The sequence below is a fragment of the Croceicoccus bisphenolivorans genome, from assembly GCF_001634625.1.
In the GTDB taxonomy this organism is placed as follows: Bacteria; Pseudomonadota; Alphaproteobacteria; order Sphingomonadales; family Sphingomonadaceae; genus Croceicoccus; species Croceicoccus bisphenolivorans.
In genome coordinates this window covers 306,785-326,155 of the sequence record NZ_LRSE01000003.1, presented here as the reverse complement: position 1 = coordinate 326,155, position 19,371 = coordinate 306,785, and the positions used below count along the sequence as shown (strand labels likewise).

Here is a 19,371-nt window from a genome sequence, read left to right as displayed (position 1 = left end):
TTCAATGAGTTGGTGCCCAGAAGAGGACTCGAACCTCCACGCCCTTGCGAGCGCCGCCACCTGAAGACGGTGCGTCTACCAATTCCGCCATCTGGGCACTTTTGCAGCGGCGAACAGTGTTTCGCCGTGCGGGTAGGTGGGCGCCACTAGACGGGGGAGGTGATGGTTGTCAATGGCGTTTGAAAGGCTGGTTGTTCGCCACATGGCAGGTTGCAGGATGGCAGGTGGCATGCCAAAGCGCAGACCGTATTTGCGGGCACCGTCAAACCGGGTTCGGGCATCACAGGAAAGGGCAGGACATGGCGTCCTCAGCAATGGCCGGAAAGCTTGTCACTCTCATCGGAGGGAGTGGTTTTCTGGGCACTTACGTGGCTCAGGAATTGCTGGCCAAGGGTGCACGCCTGCGGGTTGCCAGCCGCAATCCCGACAAGTCGTGGCATCTCAAACCGCTGGCAAATCTTGGCCAGTTGCAATTCGCCCGTGTCGATGTGCGCAATCCGCAAAGCGTTGCCGCCGCAGTTGCCGGGGCCGATTTCGTGGTGAACCTTGTCGGCGCGTTCGATGGTGATCTGGATTCGGTGCAGGGCAGCGGTGCAGGCAAGGTCGCCGAGCTTGCAAAGCAGGCCGGGGCCAAGGCGTTCGTCCACATTTCGGCCATCGGTGCCAATGCCGATTCGGAAATCGAATATCAGCGCAGCAAGGGTGAGGGCGAGATCGCCGTTACCGAGGCTTTCCCCGGTGCGACCATCCTGCGTCCCTCGATCCTCTTTGGCGAGGACGATGAATTCCTCAACATGTTTGGCAAGCTGATCGCGGCTCTGCCGGCACTTCCGGTGTTCGCGCCGGACGCCCGGCTGCAGCCGGTTTTCGTCGATGACGTTACCGCCGCGATCGTCACTGTGCTGGAGAACGATTCGCTGGCGGGCAAGACCTACGAACTGGCCGGGCCGGAAACGGTGACGATGCTTCAGCTGAACCAGCGGATTGCCAAGGCGCAGGATCGCAACCGTGGTTTTCTGCCGCTGCCCGATTTCGTGGGCCGGACCTTTGCATCGCTGACTGGCTGGCTTCCGGGCGCGCCGATCACCGGTGACCAGTATGCGATGTTGGCAATGGGCAATGTGGCCAGCGGCGATCTGCCGGGCTTTGCCAGGCTGGGCATCACGCCGCGCCCCATGGAGCTCTTCCTTGATCGCTGGATGGTGCAGTACCGCAAGCACGGCCGTTTCCACGAAACGGCGGCCTGATCCGCCGGTTTCAGGCGTTTATGTCGGCGTAGTGCTTGGGTGGCGGCACGCCTTCCATGCGATCGGCCAGTAATGGCTGGAAGCTGGGGCGGCTCTTGAACACCGAATACCAGCCGCGCGCCTGTTCGTGGCCCTGCCAGTTGATGCCGCCAAGGTAGTCCGCGACGGAAATCTGCGCCGCAGCGGTCAGGTCGGCCAGTGTCATCGTCGATCCGGCAAGCCACGGGCGATGGTCGATCAGGTAATCGACATAGTCCAGATGTTCGTCCGCCAGCCGCATGGCGTTGCGCAGTGCCTGAGAATTGGGGGCCTGCCGCGTGATCACGCGCTTTGTGAAGCGCTCCATCAGCAGCGGGCCGGTGACATCGCCGAACCAGTTTTCGTCGAACAGCGCCATCAGCCGCCGGATTTCCGCACGATTCGATGCCGTGCCGTTGATCATCGGGTTTTTCGGGATCGTCTCCTCGAAATATTCGGCAATGGCGCGGCTGTCGGAAAGGGTGATGTTCTTGTTCGGCTCTCGCATGACGGGGGTGCGGCCGGTGGGGTTCATCAGGAAGAATTCGTCCCGCATTTCCCAGGGGTTTTCGCGAACAAGTTCGAAAGGCACGCCTTTTTCCGCAAGCAGCAGGCGCAGCTTGCGGCTGAACGGGCAGAGCGGAAACTGGTAAAGCCGCCACATGGCCTTTGAATCACAGCCTTTCGTCGAGTGTCCCCCGCGCCATGCCCCCTGCCGACGCTATAACCCGATTGACGCAGGTGCGCCCCCCGCGTCAACACGCCATTACCGCAAACGCGCAAGATTCGAGGGATTTGGACGGTGAACGGAGCATCAACCATCGATGGACGGCTGCTGGGATGCGTTCTGGCCGGTGGAGAATCGAAGCGGTTCGGTACTGACAAGGCGATGGCGCTGCTGGATGGCAGGACATTGCTGGACCGCGCGGTAGCGACACTTGCCGCCGTTTGCGACGCAGTCGTGGTTGCCGGTCGTGCCCAGGCACCGGTGCGCTGCGTGGCCGACTGGCCGCAGGCGGGGCAAGGGCCGCTGGGCGGGCTGGCGGGTGCGCTGCGCGATGCGCGGACTGGAGAATTCGCTGCGGTATTGACCATCGGGGTCGATTCGATCGGCCTGCCCGATGATTTTCCCGCCGTTCTGTCGCCGGGGCCCGCCTGCCTTGCCGCCCAGCCGGTCGTCGGGCTGTGGCCGGTATCGACGCTTGCGGTGCTGGAGGCGATCCTGACCGGCGGAGAGCGGCGTTCGATGCTGCATTTCGCCGAACGCGCGGGCGCACGGCTGGTGGAAATTGCCAACCCGCCGGCCAACATCAATACGCCCGAAGACCTGGCGCGCATCGTGCGCGACCGGGGATGATGCCAATGTCCGCTTGTGCCGCGCCGCAGCATTTGCGATGGCATCCCCTGTAATGGCGGATCCCCGTATAATCGATATCGCGCTGGACGAAGCGACGATCCTCTGGCGCAATCCGGATATCGAGCAGGAACGGCGGATCGCGATCTTCGACCTGATCGAGGAGAACACGTTCAAGCCGTTGCGCGCGTTCGGCTCCGGGAACGAGGGGCCGTACAAGCTGCGCCTGTCGGTCCTTGACGGGCGCCTGTCGATCGAGATCTCGGACGAGAACGATGTGCAGCTTGAAGTCCTGCTGCTGGGCCTTGCCCGTTTTCGCCGCCCGATTCGCGAATATTTCGCGATCTGCGACAGCTATTACCAGGCTATCCGCAAGGCGAGCGCGCAGGAAATCGAGACGATCGACATGGCCCGTCGCGGTGTTCACAACAATGCGGCGGAGCTGTTGCTTGAACGGTTGGAGGGTAAGGTGGAGACTGACTTTCCCACCGCGCGCCGCCTGTTCACGCTGATCTGCGTCCTGCACATCCGGGGGTGATCGCCATGGTGCGTGCCCTCTTCAGGCGCAGGCCCGGCCTGTGGATCGTGGCGCTGGTCCTGCTGGCGGCGATTGCTGGCGGCATCTGGTGGAAACTGGCGCATTGGCGGCCGGATCGCACCGATTTTCCGGTGCAGGGCGTCTGGCTCACCGGAAACGAGGGCGCGGTGTCGATCCCTGAACTGCCCGGGGACGGCGCCAGCTTTGCCTATGTTACGGCCAGTCAGGGCGCGCGGGGACGCAACGACGGTTTCACGCAGACGATGGAAGCGGCGCGCAAGGCCGGAATGCAGGTCGGCGCGGTGCACCGCTACGACCCGTGCGTCAGGGCTGACCTGCAATCCGCCAATTTCGTGACCGTGGTGCCCCGCGATGCCGATCTGCTGGCGCCGGCCGTGCTGCTTGACGGATCGGGAGAGGATTGCCGTCCGCGCGTTCGCTCTGCCGAACTCGAATCCGAACTCGTCGTGTTCCTGAACCAGATCGAGATGCATGCCAGCAAACGCGCAGTTCTTGCGCCCTCTGCCTCGTTCGAGGCGGAATATCATTTCGGCGCGCGGGCCGAACGCAAGTTGTGGCTGGCGCGGGACTGGCTGCAGCCGGAATATGCGGGCAGGCCGTGGGAAATGTGGACCGCGAATTCCGCACTGCACGCTTCCACGGTTGACGGCAGTGTGCACTGGGTCGTCGCGCGGCCCTGACCTGCCCGCGCAATTCCGGCGCGCGTAATCCACGGGCTTTGACGGGCGCAGGGTTGCCCGCCGGGCGCTGGCGGGCAAGGAAAAGCCATGGCGATTCTTTCCGACAAGTGGATCCGCGACAAGGCGCAAAGCGAAGGCATGATCGAGCCGTTCGTGGAAGGCCAGCGGCGCGACGGCTGCATTTCCTACGGCCTGTCGTCCTATGGCTACGATGCGCGCGTGGCTGACGAATTCAAGATCTTCACCAACATTGACAGCGCGATCGTCGATCCGAAGGATTTTGCCAGCAATTCGTTCGTCGACAAGAAAACGGATTGCTGCATCATCCCGCCCAATTCGTTCGCGCTGGCCCGTACGGTCGAATATTTCCGCGTGCCGCGCGACGTGCTGGTGATCTGCCTTGGCAAGAGCACTTATGCCCGTTGCGGCATCATCGTGAACGTCACCCCGCTGGAACCGGGCTGGGAAGGGCACGTGACGCTGGAATTTTCGAACACCACGCCGCTCCCCGCGAAAATCTACGCGAACGAAGGGGCGTGCCAGTTCCTGTTCCTGCAGGGTAACGAGCCTTGCGAGGTCAGCTATGCCGACCGCGCAGGCAAGTACATGGGCCAGAAGGGCGTGACGCTGCCTCGCCTCTGACGCGGCAGCGCAAGGTCATCCCACCAATGCGTCGATGTCGGCGGCTGAGTGGCGTTCCAGCACGCCGTCGCGCCGGTTGACCAGCCGCCCGCGACGAACCGCCTCCCGCTCACCGATGGACTGCGCCCAGCGCTGCAGGTTCGCATATTCGTGCACCTGCAGGAACGTTGCCGAGTTTTCATAGGACTTGCCGAGGGCGAGGTTGCCGTACCACGGCCAGATCGCGATGTCGGCGATGGTGTAGTCGTCGCCCGCGATGAATTCGCGCGAGGCTAGCTGCTTGTCCAGCACGTCAAGTTGGCGCTTCACTTCCATCGTGTAGCGATCGATCGGATATTCCATGGGATAGGGGGCATAGGCGAAGAAGTGGCCGAAGCCGCCGCCAAGAAACGGTGCGCTGCCCATCTGCCACATCAGCCAGCTCAGGCATTCTGCCCGCGCCGCGCCCGACGAAGGCAGGAAAGCGCCGAACTTCTCGGCCAGATGCTGCAGGATCGCGCCCGATTCGAACACGCGGAACGGTTCGGCGCCGCTCCGGTCCAGCAGGGCGGGGATCTTCGAGTTGGGGTTCAGTTCCACGAAGCCCGAACCGAACTGGTCTCCATCGCCGATCATGATCGGCCAGGCGTCATATTGCGCGTCATGCCCGGCAGCGAGCAGTTCCTCGAAAAAGATCGTCACTTTCTGGCCGTTGGGCGTGCCCATCGAATAGAGCTGAAAGGGGTGTTCGCCGACCGGAAGCACCTTTTCCTGTCGGGCACCCGCAGTCGGACGGTTGATAGAGGTCCATTCACCACTCCCCTGATTTTCCCATGTCCAGATTTCGGGCGGCGTATATGTCTCGGTCATCGATCGTCCTTCGTATTCGGCTGAAGTTGAAAGATAGGAACGCCGCGCGCGATAACCACCCGCTGGACTCGGCGGTTGGGGACAGCCAGATTGTCTGTATGCCGGTTCTAGCCATTCTTGCCGCGGGAAGCCTCGCCTCCTGTCCGATCCCGCCAGATAATCCCGGTTTCGACGCCACCGCCTATCTCTCAAATGCTGCGGAGCCGGAGATGGAGGCGATGATCGCCTGCCTTGGCGATCCCGATCCGGTCATTCGGGACGTGCAGGCATTGGGCGCGTTCACGGCAGCATTGCGATCGGGCGCGATCTCGAAGGAGAAGCGCATGGCGCTGCTCGAACAGCTCTTTGCTGCCGCGTTCGAGCCGGGCGACGATGGAGGGGGCTTCATGGCCCCCTTTGCGGTGCTGGCGCTGGCGGAACTTGCGCGGACGGACCGTATCGAACCATGGCTGGAGCAGGACGTGCTCGATCGCTTCGTGCAGTTCGGCGCCCTCTACCTTTCCGAAGAGCGCGACTATCGCGGATTTATTGAGGGCGAGGGCTGGCGGCATGGCATTGCCCATGGCGCGGACCTGATGATGCAGCTTTCGTTGAACCCGCGCGTGCGCAGGCTTTCGGGCAAGGTGATCCTTGAGGCGGTTGCGGCACAAGTCGCGCCGGCGGAGCATGCCTATGTTTTCGGCGAACCGGCGCGGTTGGCGCGGCCGGTGCTGATTCTTGCCGACAAGGGACTGTTCACGCCAGAGGAATGGCAGCGCTGGTTTGCCATGCTCCACCCGCCGCAGGATGGCGAATGGGCGAACCGCCACAACCACGCGGTCACGCTGACGCAGATGCATAACCTGCGCGCTTTTGCGCTCGAGATCCATGAAGTGGCCAGCCGGCAGGAAGACAGCCCCGCAAAGGATCTGGCTCCGCTGGCACTGGACCTGATCCGGGCGACGGAAGGCTGACGGCATGCGAAGGCGTGGCCCGTAGGCCAACGTCTATACACCGGATATCGTCTGGAAACTGGAGCGGGCGAAGGGATTCGAACCCTCGACCCCAACCTTGGCAAGATTCGATCCGATGAAATTCATGCTTGATTTCAGGTTGTTATAAAGCCACTGAAAAATCCGAACATGATCCGAATATCCGGGATGGCCTATCGTTTTATTTTCAAAACATTTTCATTGGCAGGCACTGGCTAAGGCCGCAATTCAGAGCGATCCGACAGGAAACGAGAAATCAGGCGCTGCCCTTACGGCGCGGCAAGGCAAAGTTTCGAACTACCATTATCAAGGCAACCATCTTTCTCGGTGAAGTTACCCAGCCCAACAGGTGTGGTGTCATTTTCGCCGAGTGGTTCACATGGGTTTCGATAGGCAAAAACCTTGCCAGAAAGCCCTCTCGCTTCGCGTGTTATTTCGACGGAGCATCCATCTGCATCGGAAGTGACGAACAACGAGTTTCCGTGCCCCATACCGCTGCAGCCGCCCTCGATGATCTTGCGTCCTTCAACAACGACACTGCACTGCCCGCTGATCGTTGCTCCATTCGCCCAAATATTGCTCGGCTTGTAGTTCTCTGCCGCGCGCAACGCTGAATTCTCTGGCTCTTGCGGGAACGCTTCTGAGCTGGCGGCCTGAGGAATTGAAGGGGGTGAAAGATTACCACCACCATGATCGGCATTATATGCATCCAGTGCCTGCATTATTGTGATCAATGCAAATGCCAGCTTTGACCCGCTCAGGTCTTCATCTCCTGCCACCATTCGGAGCGCCAAAGCACCTTCCTTGGCGCCTTTGCAGTCTGTGACCGGAGCGGAATTTGCCGTTCGCGATAGCTCCAGTGCTAGCTCTCGATCCTCGCCCGTTAGTTTGTCAGTGGAGTTAATGCGAAGGATCATGCCGTTTGAGGTGGCTTCCCATGACAGAATGCCGCCATTTCGTTCCATAACTTTTGTGAATTCGGAGAGACGATGGTCAAGGCTCACCGGGGATCGAGTATCACCTGCAATAAGGCAAAGATCAGCGTACCCCTCGTCGTTGGTTCCACCCGGATGCAAGATGAGGTCTTTTATGAAAAGTCCTGCCAAAACTATTAGGATTAAGCAGGCTATGGCAAGCCATCTTCTTCCAGCAAAGAACGTGTTGATCCGCCCCTGAATACCTCCCAAATCCGTCGGCCCACCAGTCTCACGAAAGCGCGCATCCAAATCCACCTTCTTTTGAGCGAGTTCGGAGCCGGTGATTATACCTTGCTGATGGAGCTCCTCCAGCTTGGCGAGAAGACTTGCCTTGTCGTTCACTCAGTTTCCTCTTTTTATATGCACTTAGAGAGCGATCATCGCTGCATAATCTGAAAGTGCCATCGGCTTCTAATGCCATAGGCCGCTCGCCCGTCAAGCCGACATCTCCCGCCCCCATGCAGTCACGGAAATTCCCGATCTACAGAGAGGTAGAGGTAGATCACGCCATCACGGAACGTCTTGCTCTGCGTGACCGTCGTTTTCCCGGCAGATTCAGGAATATCTGCACCCTCAGCATCTGACGCGGAATCTTTGAGACCCTTCTTCCCCGAAATCCGAATACGGCTCGGGAAAATCCGAACACGATCCGAAGATGCTATTTTTTCGATTTTTTGGGAACAGGGTTTCGCTAAACCCTTGAAAAACTGGAGCGGGCGAAGGGATTCGAACCCTCGACCCCAACCTTGGCAAGGTTGTGCTCTACCCCTGAGCTACGCCCGCTCTGAACGCCTGAAACCGGGTGGCGAGAAGCCCTTCCGGTCGGGGTGAGGCGCGCCTTTAGCAAGGCACCTTGGGGCCTGCAACCGGAAAATCGCACCGATGCATCAATAGTTGGCGGGCCTTGGAAAATCGCGCGGTCTGCCCCACATTGCGCCGTGAACATGCAGCCCCGCGCGGGTTGCACGCAGGATGGATTAGAGGAGAATCGCGCCTTGGCGAGCATGGGTCTCAACATGGACGAACAGAAGGCGGTCGAACGCTTTCGCGATGCGGTGGTCGAACCGTCGAAGACCAAGCTGGTCATTCTCGATTTCTGGGCCGAATGGTGCGGGCCGTGCAAGGCGCTGGCCCCCATGCTGGAAAAGGTCGCGGCCGAATATGCAGAGAAGGGCGTCGTCCTCGCCAAGGTTAACGTGGACGAGGAACAGTTCATCGCGGCCCAGTTCCAGGTGCGCTCGATCCCGACCGTCTATGCCATGTTCCAGGGCCAGCCGGTTGCCGACCTGACACAGGCGCGTAGCGAAACGCAGCTAAAGCAGGTGCTGGACCAGTTGCTGTCGCAATTGCCGGTTCAGCCCGGCGCGCTTGGTAATGATGGCGCTCAGCAGGATGTCGCCCCGCTACTCGCTATGGGCGAAGAAGTGCTGGCAGGCGGCGATGCCGAACGCGCACTGGGCATCTTTGCCCAGATCGTAGACATGGCGCCCGACAATGCGGCGGCCCAGGCCGGCCTGCTGCGCGCAATGGTGGAGGCAGGGCACGTTGCGGAAGCCGAACAGGCGCTTTCCGCCATGCCGGACGAACTGCGCGATGATCCGGCGGTGGAGCGGGCAGCGTCCGCGATCCAGCTGGCCAAGGACAAGCCCGACGACACCGAACTGGAAAACCTGCGCAAGGCTGCGGCTGAGCGCCCTGCCGACATGGATGCGCAGATCGCCTTTGCCAATGCCGCCTTCGCAGCCGGAGAGCGCGATGCAGCGGCAGATACGCTGCTGGCGATGATTCGCACCGAGCCGGAATGGAACGACGGAGCGGCCAAGGCCAAGCTGCTGCAGATCTTCGAAGCGGTCGGCCTTGAAGATTCGTGGGTATCGGCGACGCGCCGCAAGCTTTCGCTCATCCTGTTCGGCTGAGGCGGGGCGCGGCATGGGATCGGTGGTCGAAACCACGAGGATATCGATCTTCCCGCTATCGGGCGCGGTGCTGTTTCCCGGCCTGCAATTGCCGCTGCACATTTTCGAGCCGCGCTACCGGTCGCTGGTCAAGGATGCGCTGGCGCGCGATCGCCTGATCGGGATGATCCAGCCCATGCGACCTGCAGAGGGCGCCCCGTTGTTCGAGATCGGCTGCCTTGGCCGAATCGAGGATGTGGAGGCGCTGGAGGACGGACGGTTCAATCTGGTGCTGGACGGCGTTTCGCGCTTTCGCGTGATGCGCGAACTGGATGTGACAACGCCTTTCCGCCAGGTAGAGGCGCAGTTGCTGGACGATAACGAGGACGAGGTGCTCGTGCCTGTCGAGCGTGCTTCGCTGGAACAGGAAGCGCGGCATTTTGCCGACAGTCAGGGTTATTCAGTTGATTGGGAGCAGGTGGGCCGGCTCGACGATGTCGCTCTGGTCAACGGTGTGGCGCAAGTCGCCCCGTTCGACCCCGCATCGAAACAGGCTCTGCTGGAAGCTGACGGATTGCGTGAGCGGTGCGAGCTGCTGGTGCAACTGATGCAGTTCTACAGCCGCCACGATGACGACGACGGTTCGACGCTGCAGTAATTCCTAGAGGTTGAAGCTGCCGCGCAGCCCGTCGATCACGAACTGGGCGGCCAGCGCGGCAAGGATCACGCCGAGCAGGCGGGTCACGACCGATTCGAATTCGTGCCCGAATAACCGCATGATCGGCGCGGCGGCCAGCAGCGCGACGAGCGTCAGCAGCATGACGAGCGCAAGCGCGGCAAGGATCGCCATGGTCTGCTCCAGCCCCTCTGCGCGGGCCATCAGCAGCATGATCGATGCGATCGCGCCGGGCCCTGCCAGCATCGGCATCGCCATCGGGAAGACGGAGACATCCTCCACCTCGTGCGTGGCATCGCGCTGCGCGAGCACCTTGTCCGCCCTGTCGTGGCGGCGTTCGGTCCGCTTTTCGAACACCATGTCGATGGCGATGACGAAAAGCATGATGCCGCCCGCAATGCGGAATGCATCCAGTTCGATGTGCAGTGCGCCCAGCAGGTCTTCACCGAACAAAGCAAAGACGAGCAGGATCAGTGTTGCGATGATGCTGGCCTTGATCGCCATGGCCCTGCGCTGCGCGGCTGTGGCATCGGCAGTCAGGCCGGCGTAGATCGGGGCGCAACCCGGCGGGTCTATCACCACGAACAGGGCAACGAAGGCAGAGACGAAAAGCTCGACCAAGAATCAGTCCTGTGGCGCCGGATCGCCGGACTTGGGCGGTGCGACTGTCTGGTGCAGCACGCGCTGGAACTGGCTGCCGTTCCATACGTCGACCGTGACGATACGTCCGCCCCACTGGTCCACGCGCCCGCCCCAGCGCAGCGTCTTGTCATCCGATGAGCCGCCGAAGAATTCGCCCTGCCCGGGGGTAACCACGGCCAGTTCCTGCGGGGGCAGCCACGATCCCTCGGGGCATTCGGCGACGTGCGCTTCGATCAGTTCGGGCGCGGGGCCGATCGAGGGATCTTCGTCGCCATGATCGAGCAGCCAGCGATAGGAACCGTCGCGCTGACGTTTCCACACGGTAGTGAACCAGCCTTTGGCGGCCCCTGCATCCCATCTGCCGCGCGTAACGCCGATTGATCCGTCGCAACTCGACCAGACTTCATACGGGTCCCACGTCAGCGGTGTTGCAGGTTCGGCGCGGCCTTTTAGCCATTCCTGCGCATTCACCTTCTGCGGCACGAACATCACGCCGGATTCGTCGGCATAGGCGCGGAAGGCGGCCCAGCGGCCCTCTTCCTCTGCCATGCGCGCAAAGCCCAGTTCGGTGGCAACGACATCGCCGGGCTTGGCGATGGGCTTCAGAAACGCATCCTGCATTTCGGGAGAGGGGCCGCGATGGCCGCCACTTGCGCAGCCGGCCAGAAGCAGCGAGGCAACGGCAAGGGCGGCGAGCCCGCGCATGGTCATGCCAGCCCTTCGCGGCGGTTTGCAGCCTCCAGCGTGTTGTAAAGCAGGCAGGCGATGGTCATCGGACCGACGCCGCCCGGCACCGGCGTGATTGCGCCGGCGACTTCGCTGGCGCTTGGAAAATCGACATCGCCGACAAGCTTCGTCTTGCCCTCAGCCGCAGCGGGAACGCGGTTGATGCCCACATCGATCACGGTCGCGCCGGGCTTCAGCCATTCGCCCTTCACCATTTCCGGGCGGCCGACTGCGGCCACGACGATATCGGCCCCGCGCACTACGGCGGGCAGGTCCTTCGTGCGGCTGTGTGCGATCGTCACGGTGCAGCTTTCGCGCAGCAGCAGTTGCGCCATCGGCTTGCCCACGATGTTGGACCGCCCGATGACGACAGCGTTCATGCCGGACAGGTCGCCCAGCCGGTCCTTCAGCAGCATCAGGCAACCCAGCGGCGTGCAGGCGACGAAGCCGGCCAGGCCGGTCAGCAGACGCCCTGCGCTGGCGGTGGTGAAACCGTCGACGTCCTTGTCGGGGTCGATCGCCTGGATCACCGCGTTTTCATCAAGCCCCTTGGGCAGCGGCAACTGGACGAGGATACCGTCGACGTCCTTGTCGGCGTTCAGCTGCTGTACCAATGCCAGCAGGTCGTCCTGCGAGGTATCGGCAGGCAGGCGGTGTTCGAAGCTGTTCATACCGGCTTCGACTGTCGACTTGTGCTTGTTGCGCACATAGACCTGACTGGCCGGATCTTCCCCCACCAACACCACCGCGAGACCGGGCTTGCGGCCCGCCTTTGCCACGAAATCGGCAACGCCGTCTGCAACCTTGCCGCGAAGCGTGGCGGCAAAGGCCTTTCCGTCGATGATGTCCGCCATCAGTAGCCTGCCACCACGAGGTTGCGCAGAACGATCTGCAGGATGTTGAGGCCCAAGATCAGCACCAGCGGCGAAAAGTCGATCGAGCCGGTGTTGGGCATGATCCGCCGGATCGGGCTGAGGATTGGATCGAGCAATGCCGACACCGCGGTATAGATCGCGCGGACGAACTGGTTGCTCGTATTCACGACGTTGAAGGCGATCAGCAGCGACATCACGAATTGCACGATGACGAGGAAGACGATCACCGAGACCAGCAGGTCGATGATCTGGAGAAGCGTGAGCAGAACCACTCGAATATTTCCTTGGCCGCTACGGAGGGACCGCGCCATCTAGCCCAGCGAGTGGCGGTGTATCAACCACCTGATACGCCCCTTGGCCGGGCTTATCCGGCCTTTTCGCCGTTCAGGACCATTCGAGAGAGACGATGCGCCAGCTCAATTGCTCATCGCTGGCACCGTCTACGTCGTTCACGCGGCGCGCGGTGATGGTACCGCTGCGGGGCAGGGCTTCGCCATCGGGGCCGGTCGCGGTGGCGGTAAAGGGCACGGTGAGATAGCTGGAACCGGCGGCACCTTCGACTTGCGGTTCGCCATATTCGATGCGCACCGTGGCCATCCCGATGCCGCCGAATTCGGACGGGGCATCGCCATCGAACCATGCCTTGGCGGCCGCATCCTCGTCGCCGGCCTCTACCGCGCCTTTCCAATAGTCGAGCAGCGCTTGCGGATCCTTGTCCCGCGGACCGGGAACGGTGCCATCGAAGGACGGCAGTTCGAACGGAGTTCGCGTGCTGGCAGGGCTGGCGACAGGTGTTGCGACCTCCGTCGCCTCCGCCGCAGGTTCATCGCCCCCCGAACACCCCGCGACTGCCATCAGGAAGATCGGGGTGGCGGCAAGGGCGATACGCATGGAACTAGCTCCGGATAAGGGTGCCTGCGCCGCGTTCGGTGAAGATTTCCAGCAGCATCGCATGCGGAACGCGCCCATCGAGCACGACCGCCGCATCGCATCCGGCCTCGACCGCCTGTACGCAGGTGTCGAGTTTGGGAATCATGCCGCCCGAAATGGTTCCGTCTTCCTTCAGTTCCGCGATGTCCCGTGGCGTCAGGTCGGTGAGCAGACCGCCCTGTTTGTCCAGTACGCCGGGAACGTCGGTAAGCAGGAACAGGCGCGCCGCACCCATCGCGGCGGCAACCGCGCCCGCCATGGTATCGGCATTGATGTTGTATGTGTGCCCGTCGGTGCCAACGCCGATCGGCGCGATCACCGGGATCAGCCCTGCACTGACGGCAGTGTCGATGATGCGCGTGTCGACCTTCTCCGGCTCTCCCACGAAGCCTAGGTCGACAACCTGTTCGATCGCGCTGTCGGGGTCCTTGCGCGTGCGGTGCACCTTGGTGGCCGTGACCAGCCCGCCGTCCTTGCCCGAAATGCCCAGCGCGCGGCCACCGGCGTTGGCGATCCAGCTGACCAGTTCCTTGTTGATCCGGCCCGACAGGACCATTTCGGCAATTTCTGCGGTCTGCTTGTCGGTCACGCGCAACCCGTCGACGAAGCTCGATTCGACGCCCAGCTTCTTCAGCATCGCGCCGATCTGCGGCCCGCCGCCGTGCACGACGACGACATTGATGCCGACAGCACCGAGCAGCACGACGTCCTCTGCGAAATCCAGCGCCGCTTCGGGATCGCCCATGGCGTGGCCGCCGTACTTGATGACGAAAGTGCGACCGGCATATCGCTTGATGTAGGGCAGCGCCTCTACCAGCGTTTCAGCCTTGGCCAGAACGGCCTTGTCGTGCGGATCGAGCGGGTTTGCCATAATGGGTTCGCGCCTTTGCATGTCGCCGGGCCGGGATCAATCGCTTTCAGGGTGCCCGCGCGGCACGACATGCTGCCAGCGGGCCCCTGCCGGAGCGACCGGATAGATCGGACCGGATCGCATTGTCGGGCCTAGCCGTGCGCTCCGAACTCGTTGGCGATGGCGGTACCGATGCGCAGGACAAGTGCGTAGGCCTGTTCGATCGGATCGATGAACTCGCGCCGGATGGCGAGGTAGCCACTGTCGCCGCCGTCGGGATAGTCGCTGGCTTCGGCCATGTCGAAATCGCCGATGGAGGGAAAGCTCGTCGGGAAGGCGCGGCGCAGCTGGGTCAGCGCATCGTCGATCCGCAGGGTGAACACCATTTCCAGCACATCTTCGCGGCTGATGTCGTTGCTGCGGGAGAAGACCGGCACCTGCACCGCCTTCAGGAACATGTGCTGGAGCAGCGCGAGGCGCAGGGCCTGAAGCACGCCGATGGAGCGGCGCGTATGCTCGCGGTCCGCGATGGCGGGGCCCCATTCGCCCTTCGTGCCGGGGATTGCGTCCATCAGCTTGTGAAGGTGCATGGCATCGACGCGCAGCCGGCTGGCAAGGCGGCGGAACGCGCCGACGCGGTCGTCCTTGGTGAGGTATTCGGCGAGCGACAGGCACGCATCGGTCAGGTGTTCTTCGGTGCCGCGATAGGGGCGGCTGGCCCAGTAGGCGGAGTTGAACAGCTCTCCGAACGCGGCGACCGTCTTGATGCTGGCCAATGCGTCGGCAGCGCGCAGCAGGCGCAACAACTGCTTGCCGCGATCGCTTTCGGACAGGAGCGCGGCGATCTCCTCCCGGTTGGTGTCCGCCGCCGTGCCGAATCCAGCGATCACGTTCACCGGATAGCCAAGCTGCTGCAGGATCGCGTTGTGCGGGATCGCGCGGATCTGGCGCAGGTTCATCTTGCGATCGGCAGCAAGGTCCGACTGGCGGCGGGAGCGGCGGCTGCCGGTATCGTTCAGCAGGCCAAGGCCGAAGGCGGTGATCGCACGGCTGTAGGTGGCGGAGACGAGGTGCATGTTCTGCACCCGGCGTATGGCGCGATAGAAATCGAGGCTGAGGTCGGTGCGGCGATAGAACTGGTCTGTCGGCACGTTGGGATCGGCCAGCCCAGGCGGGTTTTCGGCGATGCGCGTCAGCGTGGCGAGTGCCAGTTCGGGGGTGCCGAACCACAAGTAGCCGTCACCGCCCTGAAAGCTGACTTCCGGCTCCAGCCTGATCCCTGCGCGCACGAACCGGCGGCGCGCCCATGGGGACAGCGGCCATTCCATACGGTCCTTCATGGTCGCCGGATGTGCACCGCGGCCCATCGATTCGCCGTGGGTGTTGAAGATCAGCGCGGCGACATCCGTCAGCCCGTTGGCTTTCATCGCATCGGCAAGGCGGCCCTGCAGGCGTTCGATGGCAAGGCTGGCGGGGATCTGCCCGACGAAGCGGCCCGCATCCGAAAAGCCGGTCTGGATCGCGACCCGGCCCCGCTTGCGTGCGTAGTTGCGGTATTCCTCCTCCGCCAGCAGCGCATCAAGGAAGCGGCCACCGTGTTCCAGCGCCGTCTCCGTCTCGAACAGGGGCGAGACGTCGACCTTGTCCGCTATCCCGAACAGCTTTGCAAAATAGAGCGCGGCCAGTACCGTCTGCGGCTGTTCGCATTCGGCGATCAGCATCCGGATCGGCGCATCGCCGTCGATGTGCTTCAGGATCTGTTGCATCGCGAGGAACTGGCGTATCGCCGTGCTCGATTCGATGGCGAGGGCGGCAAAGTTGCTGCGCAGTGGCGTCACTTCCTGCAGCGCGGTGCGGATCGCGTTCAATGCAGCCTGGCTCGACAGGTCCAGCTTCGATTCCGGATCGACCCGCCGCCGGATCGCGTTCTGCAACTGGCTGGAGTTCACGCGGAAGTGGATCCAGCCCATGCCCAGCCCGTCGGCCCGCATGGCGGCGGCGGCGGTCAGCAGGGTTGTCGCCGTTTCGTCGTCCGCCTTTTCAGCCAGCTCTTCCAGCTGCGCGATGACGGCCGCAAGGCTGGTCAGCTTGTCGGGATGGTCGGCGGTCAGCGTATTGGCGGCATGGCCAAGCAAGGCCGGATCGGACAGGTCCCTCGCGAACAGCGCTGCCATCTTTCCGGTATGTTCGGCAGCGGCGGCCAGTTTGTCCGCAATGTCCGGCGCGCCCTCTGCCAGCATCGCGGCATAGCCGGCAAGGCGCTCCGCCTTTTCGGAAAGGCGATAGCGGATCGAGGTATTCCAGCCGATGTCGGTGCGCCCGTCCATGTCGTATCCGACCCAGTGGGCGAGACGGATCGGAACGGGGGCCAGCGACTTCCATTGCGACGGATGGGCGGTGCGGGCCGTCTCGAACAGGGCGCGCACGATCCGGTCGCGTGCGCCTTGTGCGCGGGCCATCGCGGCCATCGCAGCATCATGTTCGGAATCGAGCGTTATCTGCGTCCGCTCGTGCGGGGCGGAGCAGACATGGTCGCCATTCACGCGTCCCTCGGTCGCCGCTTCCGCAACCGCTTCGGACTGCGACGGAGTCAGCAGGAATGTCGGGTGCGCGGTGAAGACGACGTGGAGCAGCGGATGCCGCCACTTGTCGGCAAAGCTGTCGAAATCGTCGGCGTCCTGCCGGAACACGTCGAGGTTCGCATCCGGTTCCATCGGCGAGACCATGCGGTCCAGCTTCTGCGCGCGCGCCAGCAGCCCCTCGCACTCCAGCGCACTGACCAGCCCGTCGATCCCGGCAAGATCGATATCGCCCGTTTCCAGCTTTCTTGAAAATTCCAGGCCCAGTTGAAAGACCGGATTGAACATCGGGGTCTCTCGCGTCCGTCCATGCAGTTCGCGCAGACGTTCGTGGAGTTCGGCGATCCGGGGGTTCACGGGGTCTCTTCTCCTCAAGTCGGGGTAAGTGCGGCCGCCTCTGCGGCGAGGCGTTCGATCGTGGCGCGGTCTCCGCCCTTCGGCGCAACCCAGCTTCCGCCGACGCAGAGCACCTGCGGGTGGGCCAGCCAGTCGGGCGCGCTTTTCAGCGAGACGCCGCCGGTCGGGCAGAACTTCGCCATGCCGAAGGGCGCGGCAATGGCCTTCAGCGCGGGCAGCCCGCCATTGGCCTCTGCCGGAAAGAACTTGAAGTGCGAAAGGCCCAGATCCAGCCCGCGCATGATGTCCGCGCTGGTGGCGACGCCGGGCAGGAAGGGTACGCCCGCATCCTTGGCAGCACGGCCAAGGCTGTCGGTAAGGCCGGGCGAGACCACGAACTCCACGCCCGCGCGCATCACCGCCTCCAGATCCTTGGTCGACAGCACGGTGCCCGCGCCGACAATCGCGCCGGGCACGGTCTTCATCGCCTCGATCGCGTCGAGCGCGCATGGCGTGCGCAGGGTGACTTCAAGGCACGGCAAACCGCCGGCGACAAGCGCCTCTGCCACGGGGATCGCATCCGCGATGTCGTCGATCACGAGCACCGGAATCACCGGCGCCTTTGTCATGATGGAATAGATGTCGGTCATGTCCTGATTGTCCTTAAAGGCCGGCAAGCGCCAGCATGGCCGATCCGCCTTTTTCCGCGCCGTCCGCACCGGCGCGCATCATCGCGAAAAGCTCGCGCCCGACCCCTTGGGCGGGTGGCGGCGGGGATGCCGGTTCACGCGCGGCCAGGTCGGCGGTTGTCGAAAGCGTGCCCGCATTGGCATCGACCCTTACGATGTCGCCATCGCGCAAGAGGGAGAGCGGACCGCCGCCCAGCGCTTCGGGCGTGCAGTGAATTGCCGCGGGCACCTTGCCCGAAGCGCCGCTCATCCGGCCATCGGTGACAAGCGCGACCTTGAATCCGCGATCCTGCAGCACGCCCAGCGGCGGTGTCAGTTTATGCAGTTCGGGCATGCCGTTGGCGCGCGGACCCTGGAAGCGGACGACCACGACGACATCGCGGTCCAGTTCTCCGGCCTTGAACGCTTTGGCCACGTCTTCCTGTGTCTGGAACACGCGGGCCGGTGCCTCGATCACGTATCGTTCTTCGTCCACCGCGCTGGTCTTGATGGTCGCGCGGCCCAGATTGCCGGTTAGCAGCCTCATGCCGCCATCGGGCTGGAAGGGATCGGTAACGGGGGCAAGCATCGTGGGGTCGAGCGTTGCGGCAGGGGCGGCCTGCCACGACAGGTTCTTGTCGTTGAGCACCGGTTCGGCGGCATAGTCGGCAAGGCTGCTGCCCCCGACGGTCATGACATCGCCGTGTGCCAGCCCTGCGCCAAGCAGTTCGCCGATGACGTAGCCCATGCCGCCGGCGGCGTGGAACGCGTTCACGTCGCCCGAACCGTTGGGATAGACCCGCGCGATCAGCGGCACGGCCTGTGAAAGTTCGTCGAAGTCGCTCCAGTCGATCCGGATGCCGGCGGCGCGGGCGATGGCAGGCAGGTGCAGGGCATGGTTGGTCGATCCGCCCGTCGCCAGCAGGCCGACGATGGCGTTTACGATCGCCTTTTCATCGACGCAGGCGGACAGAGGGCGCGGATCGCTGCCGCGTGTGGAGATTTTCGCCAGCTGGTGAACCGCCGCGCGGGTGAGCGCGCTGCGCAAGGGGGTGTTGGGCGGGACGAAGGCCGCATTTGGCATGTGCAGGCCCATCATCTCCATCATCATCTGGTTGGAGTTGGCGGTGCCGAAGAACGTGCAGGTGCCGGGCGCGTGATAGGATGCGCTTTCGCTGGCCAGAAGTTCGTCGCGGCCCACCTTGCCTTCGGCGTAGAGCTGGCGGGTCTTCTGTTTTTCCTTGTTGCCGATGCCGCTGGGCATCGGGCCGGAAGGGACGAGGATGCAGGCAAGATGCCCGAACCGCAGCGCACCGATCAGCAGGCCGGGCACGATCTTGTCGCAGATGCCCAGCAGGGCCATGCCGTCGTACATCTCGTGGCTAAGCGCGACCGCCGTGCCCATCGCGATGGTGTCGCGGCTGAACAGCGACAGGTCCATACCGTCCTGCCCCTGCGTGACGCCGTCGCACATGGCAGGGACGCCGCCGGCCACCTGCATCGTCGCGCCGACTTCGCGGGCGTAAAGCTTCATCGCCTCCGGGTATCGGCCATAGGGCTGATGCGCCGAAAGCATGTCGTTGTAGGCAGTGACGATGGCAAGATTGGGCGCCTTGCCGCCACCGATCGCCGCCTTGTCGTCACCCATTGCCGCATAGCCATGGGCAAGGTTGGAACAGGCAAGCGCCGTACGGTCGGGATGGCGCTCTGCCTCCCGCGCCATCAGCTCGACATAGCGGCCACGGCTGTCGCGGCTGCGTTCGATAATGCGTTCGGTGACGCTGGCGAGGGTGGAATGCAGGTCTGGCACTATGTTCCTTCGGCGTTCGGGCGGCGTTCGGGCTGCCTCTTCCCGATTCCGCATTGCAACATATCAGGTCGCGGCGGTCGTCTCAAA

At 63.2% G+C, this 19,371-nt stretch carries 20 protein-coding genes and 2 tRNA genes; 8 read left to right on the top strand and 14 right to left on the bottom strand.

The genetic code is table 11. The annotated features are described in order from the left end of the window. Positions 1–10: 10 nt before the first annotated feature. Positions 11–97 (bottom strand) — tRNA-Leu (locus A7A77_RS04840). Between the two features lie 202 nt (positions 98–299). On the opposite strand from A7A77_RS04840, the gene A7A77_RS04835 reads away from it, so the two are divergent. Next, on the top strand, positions 300–1,247 hold the full coding sequence (locus tag A7A77_RS04835; protein WP_066554384.1) for a complex I NDUFA9 subunit family protein: 948 nt from the start codon (positions 300–302) through the stop codon (positions 1,245–1,247). Positions 1,248–1,257: 10 nt separating this feature from the next. Here A7A77_RS04835 and A7A77_RS04830 read toward each other — a convergent pair whose 3' ends face one another. Continuing rightward, positions 1,258–1,929 (bottom strand): glutathione S-transferase family protein, encoded by a 672-nt coding sequence (locus tag A7A77_RS04830; RefSeq protein ID WP_066554382.1) that lies wholly within the window; start codon positions 1,927–1,929, stop codon positions 1,258–1,260. A gap of 138 nt (positions 1,930–2,067) precedes the next feature. On the opposite strand from A7A77_RS04830, the gene mobA reads away from it, so the two are divergent. The 4 genes from mobA (at position 2,068) to dcd (ending at position 4,500) form a co-directional block, all read left to right on the top strand. After that, positions 2,068–2,622: a molybdenum cofactor guanylyltransferase gene (gene mobA, locus A7A77_RS04825; protein WP_245638395.1), complete on the top strand. Its 555-nt coding sequence runs from the start codon at positions 2,068–2,070 to the stop codon at positions 2,620–2,622. A gap of 52 nt (positions 2,623–2,674) precedes the next feature. Next, positions 2,675–3,157, top strand: a complete 483-nt coding sequence (locus tag A7A77_RS04820; protein ID WP_066554379.1) for a UPF0262 family protein — start codon at positions 2,675–2,677, stop codon at positions 3,155–3,157. A gap of 5 nt (positions 3,158–3,162) precedes the next feature. Then, a complete protein-coding gene (locus A7A77_RS04815; protein ID WP_156500409.1) occupies positions 3,163–3,858 on the top strand; it encodes a glycoside hydrolase family 25 protein in 696 nt (231 codons plus the stop codon). Positions 3,859–3,945: 87 nt separating this feature from the next. Then, a complete protein-coding gene (gene dcd / locus A7A77_RS04810) occupies positions 3,946–4,500 on the top strand; it encodes a dCTP deaminase (protein ID WP_066554376.1) in 555 nt (184 codons plus the stop codon). Between the two features lie 15 nt (positions 4,501–4,515). On the opposite strand, the gene yghU is transcribed toward dcd, so the two are convergent. Next, positions 4,516–5,349, bottom strand: coding sequence for a glutathione-dependent disulfide-bond oxidoreductase (gene yghU, locus A7A77_RS04805; RefSeq protein WP_066554374.1), 834 nt, complete (start codon positions 5,347–5,349; stop codon positions 4,516–4,518). Between the two features lie 98 nt (positions 5,350–5,447). Here yghU and A7A77_RS04800 point away from each other — a divergent pair, with 98 nt between their 5' ends. Then, on the top strand, positions 5,448–6,302 hold the full coding sequence (locus tag A7A77_RS04800) for a DUF2785 domain-containing protein (protein WP_216635546.1): 855 nt from the start codon (positions 5,448–5,450) through the stop codon (positions 6,300–6,302). A 287-nt stretch (positions 6,303–6,589) separates the two neighbouring features. Here A7A77_RS04800 and A7A77_RS17760 read toward each other — a convergent pair whose 3' ends face one another. Then, positions 6,590–7,639, bottom strand: a complete 1,050-nt coding sequence (locus A7A77_RS17760) for a hypothetical protein (RefSeq protein ID WP_156500407.1) — start codon at positions 7,637–7,639, stop codon at positions 6,590–6,592. A 366-nt stretch (positions 7,640–8,005) separates the two neighbouring features. Next, positions 8,006–8,080 (bottom strand) — tRNA-Gly (locus A7A77_RS04795). Between the two features lie 221 nt (positions 8,081–8,301). Here A7A77_RS04795 and trxA point away from each other — a divergent pair. Both trxA and A7A77_RS04785 read left to right on the top strand, forming a co-directional pair. Continuing rightward, positions 8,302–9,213, top strand: coding sequence for a thioredoxin (trxA, locus tag A7A77_RS04790; protein ID WP_066554370.1), 912 nt, complete (start codon positions 8,302–8,304; stop codon positions 9,211–9,213). A 13-nt stretch (positions 9,214–9,226) separates the two neighbouring features. Next, positions 9,227–9,850, top strand: a complete 624-nt coding sequence (locus A7A77_RS04785; RefSeq protein WP_066554365.1) for an LON peptidase substrate-binding domain-containing protein — start codon at positions 9,227–9,229, stop codon at positions 9,848–9,850. A 3-nt stretch (positions 9,851–9,853) separates the two neighbouring features. On the opposite strand, the gene A7A77_RS04780 is transcribed toward A7A77_RS04785, so the two are convergent. From A7A77_RS04780 to edd, 9 genes are all read right to left on the bottom strand, one after another. Next, on the bottom strand, positions 9,854–10,489 hold the full coding sequence (locus A7A77_RS04780) for a MarC family protein (RefSeq protein WP_066554363.1): 636 nt from the start codon (positions 10,487–10,489) through the stop codon (positions 9,854–9,856). A 3-nt stretch (positions 10,490–10,492) separates the two neighbouring features. After that, positions 10,493–11,221 (bottom strand): Cif family virulence factor, encoded by a 729-nt coding sequence (locus tag A7A77_RS04775; RefSeq protein ID WP_082835896.1) that lies wholly within the window; start codon positions 11,219–11,221, stop codon positions 10,493–10,495. Continuing rightward, a complete protein-coding gene (folD, locus tag A7A77_RS04770) occupies positions 11,218–12,090 on the bottom strand; it encodes a bifunctional methylenetetrahydrofolate dehydrogenase/methenyltetrahydrofolate cyclohydrolase FolD (protein WP_066554359.1) in 873 nt (290 codons plus the stop codon). Before folD ends, A7A77_RS04775 begins: the two co-directional genes overlap by 4 nt. Beyond that, positions 12,090–12,383: a YggT family protein gene (locus A7A77_RS04765; RefSeq protein WP_066554354.1), complete on the bottom strand. Its 294-nt coding sequence runs from the start codon at positions 12,381–12,383 to the stop codon at positions 12,090–12,092. Before A7A77_RS04765 ends, folD begins: the two co-directional genes overlap by 1 nt. Positions 12,384–12,495: 112 nt before the next feature. Then, complete coding sequence (locus tag A7A77_RS04760; protein ID WP_066554351.1) at positions 12,496–13,002, bottom strand: hypothetical protein; 507 nt, start codon at positions 13,000–13,002, stop codon at positions 12,496–12,498. A gap of 4 nt (positions 13,003–13,006) precedes the next feature. Further along, positions 13,007–13,912, bottom strand: coding sequence for an acetylglutamate kinase (argB, locus tag A7A77_RS04755; RefSeq protein WP_066554349.1), 906 nt, complete (start codon positions 13,910–13,912; stop codon positions 13,007–13,009). A 131-nt stretch (positions 13,913–14,043) separates the two neighbouring features. Next, a complete protein-coding gene (locus tag A7A77_RS04750) occupies positions 14,044–16,758 on the bottom strand; it encodes a phosphoenolpyruvate carboxylase (RefSeq protein ID WP_156500415.1) in 2,715 nt (904 codons plus the stop codon). 83 nt (positions 16,759–16,841) lie between these two features. Next, positions 16,842–17,456 (bottom strand): bifunctional 4-hydroxy-2-oxoglutarate aldolase/2-dehydro-3-deoxy-phosphogluconate aldolase, encoded by a 615-nt coding sequence (gene eda, locus A7A77_RS04745; protein ID WP_066554346.1) that lies wholly within the window; start codon positions 17,454–17,456, stop codon positions 16,842–16,844. 13 nt (positions 17,457–17,469) lie between these two features. Beyond that, positions 17,470–19,284 carry a phosphogluconate dehydratase gene (edd, locus tag A7A77_RS04740; protein WP_066554571.1) on the bottom strand — a complete coding sequence of 605 codons (1,815 nt, stop codon included), beginning with the start codon at positions 19,282–19,284 and terminating at the stop codon, positions 17,470–17,472. Positions 19,285–19,371 lie beyond the last annotated feature (87 nt).

Excerpts from the sequence above, each read along its gene's own strand:
- yghU (WP_066554374.1), bottom strand. The coding sequence starts at position 5,349 with ATGACCGAGACATATACGCCGCCCGAAATCTGGACATGGGAAAATCAG.
- folD (WP_066554359.1), bottom strand. The coding sequence starts at position 12,090 with ATGGCGGACATCATCGACGGAAAGGCCTTTGCCGCCACGCTTCGCGGC.
- A7A77_RS04820 (WP_066554379.1), top strand. The coding sequence starts at position 2,675 with ATGGCGGATCCCCGTATAATCGATATCGCGCTGGACGAAGCGACGATC.
- A7A77_RS04750 (WP_156500415.1), bottom strand. The coding sequence starts at position 16,758 with ATGTTCAATCCGGTCTTTCAACTGGGCCTGGAATTTTCAAGAAAGCTG.
- A7A77_RS04785 (WP_066554365.1), top strand. The coding sequence starts at position 9,227 with ATGGGATCGGTGGTCGAAACCACGAGGATATCGATCTTCCCGCTATCG.
- eda (WP_066554346.1), bottom strand. The coding sequence starts at position 17,456 with ATGACCGACATCTATTCCATCATGACAAAGGCGCCGGTGATTCCGGTG.
- A7A77_RS04835 (WP_066554384.1), top strand. The coding sequence starts at position 300 with ATGGCGTCCTCAGCAATGGCCGGAAAGCTTGTCACTCTCATCGGAGGG.
- A7A77_RS04815 (WP_156500409.1), top strand. The coding sequence starts at position 3,163 with ATGGTGCGTGCCCTCTTCAGGCGCAGGCCCGGCCTGTGGATCGTGGCG.
- A7A77_RS04830 (WP_066554382.1), bottom strand. The coding sequence starts at position 1,929 with ATGTGGCGGCTTTACCAGTTTCCGCTCTGCCCGTTCAGCCGCAAGCTG.
- trxA (WP_066554370.1), top strand. The coding sequence starts at position 8,302 with ATGGGTCTCAACATGGACGAACAGAAGGCGGTCGAACGCTTTCGCGAT.
- A7A77_RS04775 (WP_082835896.1), bottom strand. The coding sequence starts at position 11,221 with ATGACCATGCGCGGGCTCGCCGCCCTTGCCGTTGCCTCGCTGCTTCTG.
- argB (WP_066554349.1), bottom strand. The coding sequence starts at position 13,912 with ATGGCAAACCCGCTCGATCCGCACGACAAGGCCGTTCTGGCCAAGGCT.
- dcd (WP_066554376.1), top strand. The coding sequence starts at position 3,946 with ATGGCGATTCTTTCCGACAAGTGGATCCGCGACAAGGCGCAAAGCGAA.
- A7A77_RS04800 (WP_216635546.1), top strand. The coding sequence starts at position 5,448 with ATGCCGGTTCTAGCCATTCTTGCCGCGGGAAGCCTCGCCTCCTGTCCG.
- A7A77_RS04760 (WP_066554351.1), bottom strand. The coding sequence starts at position 13,002 with ATGCGTATCGCCCTTGCCGCCACCCCGATCTTCCTGATGGCAGTCGCG.